The sequence below is a fragment of the Kitasatospora sp. NPDC101155 genome (genome assembly GCF_044768305.1).
Taxonomy (GTDB): Bacteria; Actinomycetota; Actinomycetes; order Streptomycetales; family Streptomycetaceae; genus Kitasatospora.
In genome coordinates this window covers 1-4431 of record NZ_JBIWPN010000127.1, presented here as the reverse complement: position 1 = coordinate 4431, position 4431 = coordinate 1, and the positions used below count along the sequence as shown (strand labels likewise).

Genomic DNA, 4431 nt, shown 5'->3' with positions numbered 1-4431 from the left:
CCAGGTGCAGCGCCACCAGCGAGGAGGAGCATGCGGTGTCCACCGTCACCGCCGGGCCCTCCAGGCCCAGGGTGTAGGAGATCCGCCCGGAGGCCACACTGACCGCGTTGCCGGTCAGCACCAGGCCGGCGACCTCGCTGCCGCGCCGGGCCGGGTCGGCTGCGCTGGCCAGCGACTGGTAGTCGCTGCCGCCGAGCCCGGCGAACACGCCGGTCTGACTGCCCTTCAATGAGGCCGGATCGATGCCCGCCCGCTCGAACGCCTCCCAAGAGACCTCCAGCAGCAGCCGCTGCTGGGCGTCCATGGCCAGCGCCTCCCGGGGCGAGATTCCGAAGAACCCGGCATCGAAGCCCGCGACGTCCCGCAGGAAGCCGCCGACCCTCGCGAAGTCCGCGTCCAGGCCCAGGTCCCAGCCGCGATCGGCGGGGAACGCTCCGATGGCGTCCTGGCCGTCGACGGCCAACTGCCAGAGGTCCTCTGGGGAGTTCACGTCGCCCGGGTACCGGCACGCCATGCCCACGATCGCGATCGGCTCAAGCGACCTGGCTTCCACGTCGGTGAGGCGCTGCCGAGTGCGGTGCAGATCGGCAGTGACGCGCTTGAGGTACGCGACGAGCTGCTCTTCGTTCGCCACTAGGTCAGATCTCCAAACTCACGGTCGATGAAGTCCAGTACCTCGTCCGCGCTGGCAGCGTCGAGCTGCTCCTCGGCGGAGGGTCCGGTCTCTTCGGTGTTGGCACCGGTCAGCTTCCACAGCGTTGCCTGCAGCCGGTTGATGATCTCCGCGTGCAACCGCTCGCTGTCGGCCAGCTCGGCGAAGTCGGCGTCGAGCTGGTCGAGACCGGTGCGGATCCGGTCCATCGGTCCGGCCGCGGCCGGCACGATCTGGTCGAGGAGCTGCCGGGCCAGCAGCTCGGGCGTCGGGTAGTCGAACACCAGGGTGGCCGACAGCGGGAGGCCGGTGGCGCCGCGCAGCCGGTTGCGGAGCTCCACCCCGGTCAGCGAGTCGAAGCCCATGTCCTTGAAGGACCGGTCCGGAGCGAGCTCCCCGGGTGAGGAGTGGCCGAGCACCGCGGCGACGTCGGCGAGCATCAACTCGAGTGCGGCCGGCCACTGCTCCACCGGCGGGAGTGCCCGCAGCCCGGCGTAGCGGGCCTCGGTGGCGTCCGCCTGCCGCAGCCCGGCGGCGGTCCGGCGACCGCGGACCATCGCCCGCAGCATCGCCGGCACCGCGTCCCCGGCGTACCGGGTGCGCAGCGCCGCGACGTCCAGCCGCATCGGCACCAGGCTGGGGCGTCGCTCGGCCCGGGCTGCGTCCATCAGGCGCAGCCCGTCGGCCGGGCTCAGCGGCAGCACGCCGCCGCTGCTGATCCGGCGCAGGTCCTGCTGGTTCAGGGTCTCGGCCATGCCCGCTGACTGCTCCCAGAGGCCCCAGGCCAGCGAGGTGGCGGGCAGCCCGGCCGCGTGCCGGTACTCGGCCAGCGCGTCCAGGAACGTGTTCGCGGCCGCGTAGTTGGCCTGGCCGGCCGTCCCCAGCACGCCGGAGGCCGAGGAGAAGGTGGTGAAGAAGGCCAGGTCCCGGTCCCGGGTGAGCTGGTGGAGGTACCAGGCGGCATCCGCCTTGGGGTGCATCACCTTGGCCAGCGAGGTCGGGCTCTGGGCTTCGAGGACGCCGTCCGCGAGCACCCCGGCCGTGTGCACCACGCCGGTCAGGTTCGGTATCTCCTTGAGCAGTCGGGACAGCTCCTCCTGCTCGCCCACGTCGCAGGCGACCACCCGCACGTTCGCGCCCGCGGCGGCCAGCTCGGCCGCCAGCTGCTCGGCGCCGGGCGCGGCCGGGCCACCGCGGCTGGCCAGCACCAGGTTCCTGAAGCCGTGTTCGGCCACCAGGTGCCTGGCCACCAGCGCGCCCAGCGCGCCGGTGCCACCGGTGATCAGCACGGTGTGCTCGGGCTTGGGCGCGGGCGGGACGAGCAGCACCGCCTTGCCGACCAGCCGGGCCTGGCTCAGCGCCCGGAACGCCTCCGGCGCGCGGTGCACGTCCCAGGTGGTGATCTCCGGCAGTCTGAGCACGCCGCGGTCGAAGAGCACCAGCAGCTCGCGCAGCATCTGCCCGATTCGCTCCGGCCCGGCGTCGACCAGGTCGAAGGCCTGGTAGCCGGGGACACCGGCCGGATCCCGCAGGTCGGCCTTGCCCATCTCCAGGAACCGCCCGTCGGTGGGCAGCAGCCGCAACGAGGCGTCGAGGAACTCGCCGGTCAGCGCGTTCAGCACCACGTCGATGCCCCGACCGCCGGTGGCGGCGCGGAAGGCGGACTCGAAGTCCAGGGTGCGTGAGGAGGCGATGTGGTCGTCGGCCAGGCCCATGGCGCGGAGCACCGGGTGCTTGGCAGGGCTCGCGGTGCCGAACACCTCGGCCCCCAGGTGGGTGGCGAGCTGCACGGCCGCCGTGCCGACGCCGCCGGCGGCGGCGTGCACCAGGAACGACTCGCCGGGGCGCAACGCCGCCAGGTCCACCAGCGCGTAGTAGGCGGTGAGGAAGACCACGGGTACCGAGGCCGCCTGGGCGAACGACCAACCGTCCGGAACCGGCGCCAGGGTGCGGTGGTCGGCCACCGCGACCGGCCCGAACGCACCGGTGAACATGCCCAGCACCCGGTCGCCCGGAGCCAGCGTGGTCACCCCCGGGCCCACCTCCAGGACCACGCCGGCGCCCTCGCCGCCCGGGCGGGCGTCATCGGGGTACATCCCGAGCGCGATCAGCACGTCGCGGAAGTTGACGCCCGCGGCACGTACGGCGATCCGCACCTGACCGGGCTGCAGCGGCTCGGTCGCGGCGGGGGCGGCCACCAGGGCGAGCCCGTCCAGGGTGCCCTTCCGTACCGCCTCCAGGGTCCAGGCCGGGGCGCCGGGCGGGGTGGGCATTGCGGCCGGCCCGGCGGCGCGGACCAGGCGGGGTGCGTACAGCCGGCCGCCGCGCAGGGCCAGCTGTGGCTCGTCGGTGCCGAGGATCCCGAGCAGGGCGGCGCGCGACTCCTCCGCTCCGTCGAGGTCCACCACGACGACCCGGTCGGGCTGTTCGGTCTGCGCGGTGCGGGCCAGGCCCCAGAGGGCGGCCTGTGCCGGGTCGGTGACCTCACCGCTGCGGTGGACCGCGATCGCCCCGCGGGTGAGCAGCACCAGGCGGGACCCGTCGAACCGGGGCGCTGCCAGCCACTCCTGCAGCACCTCCAGGTGCTGCCAGACGGCAGCGGTCAGGTCGGCCTCGGAGCCGGTCTGCGACGCGCAGTTCAGCAGGATGACGTCGGGGACCTCCTCGGCCAGCGCGGCCAGGTCAGGGTGGCCCGGGACGCCCAGCGCCTCGGCGAGCGCCCGGTCGCCGAGCACCGCCCAGGAGGCGGAGCCAGCCGGGGCGGGGACCTCGACCCAGTCCACCTGGAAGAGCGAACCGGTCGAGCCGTTCGCCAGGGCGGCGTCCGAAACGGGCCGCACGGTCAGCGAGTCCACCTCCAGCACCGGCGCACCGGTCTGGTCCGCGAGGCTGACGCTGACGGTCTCCGGCCCGAGCTGCCGAAGCCGCACTCGGACCGCCGGCGCGCCCGCGGCGTGCAGCGTGACGCCCCGCCAGGCGAACGGCACCACGGCCCGCTCGACGCCCCCGCCCGGAAGCATGGCGTGCAGGGCGGCGTCCAGGACGGCCGGATGGATGCCGAACTGGGAGGCCTCGGCGCCGGGGTCGGGTAGGGCGACCTCGGCGTAGGTGTCCTCGCCATGGCGCCAGACCTGCCGCAGGCCCTGGAAGACCGGGCCGTACGCGAGGCCGAGCTCCGCCAGGTCCGGGTAGAGCGCGGTGGTCGCCACGGCCTCGGAGTCTGCGGGCGGCCAGGCGGCCAGGTCCGCAGGCGGCACCGGCGTGCCGGTGCCGAGGACGCCTTCGGCGTGTGTGGTCCACGGGTCCTCGGGGGCCGCGTCGGCCGGGCGGGCGTAGACCACCAGCGAGCGGTCGCCGCTCTCGTCCGGGGCGCCGACCGCGATCTGCAGCGCCACCCCGCCGTGCTCCGGCACGATCAGCGGTGCGGACAGGGTGAGCTCGCGGACCTGCTCGCAGCCGGCCTGGTGGCCGGCGTGCAGGGCGAACTCGATCAGCGCGGTGCCGGGCAGCAGGACGGTGTTGTGGACTACGTGATCGGCCAGCCAGGGATGGGTCGCCTGCGAGAGGCGGCCGGTGAAGAGGTAGCCGTTGGAGTCGGCGAGCACGGTCATCGACCCGAGCAGCGGGTGCTCGGCGGAGTGCAAGCCGATCGAGGAGGCGTCGCCGGTCCTGCCCGTCGCGCGTAGCCAGTAGCGTTGGTGTTGGAAGGGGTAGGTGGGCAGGTCCAGGTGCTGTCCCGAACCGCCTAGCAGGGTGGGCCAGTTGACGGGCACGCCGGT

Annotated in this window: 2 protein-coding genes; both read right to left on the bottom strand. The window is 74.1% G+C overall.

The window, feature by feature from the left end:
• Window positions 1-634: beta-ketoacyl synthase N-terminal-like domain-containing protein (locus ACIRYZ_RS46210; RefSeq protein WP_402955689.1), on the bottom strand; the 634-nt coding region annotated here is incomplete at its 3' end.
• Window positions 634-4431 (bottom strand): SDR family NAD(P)-dependent oxidoreductase (locus tag ACIRYZ_RS46205; RefSeq protein WP_402955687.1); only part of this gene is annotated, 3798 nt, incomplete at its 5' end. The genes ACIRYZ_RS46205 and ACIRYZ_RS46210, both read right to left, overlap by 1 nt.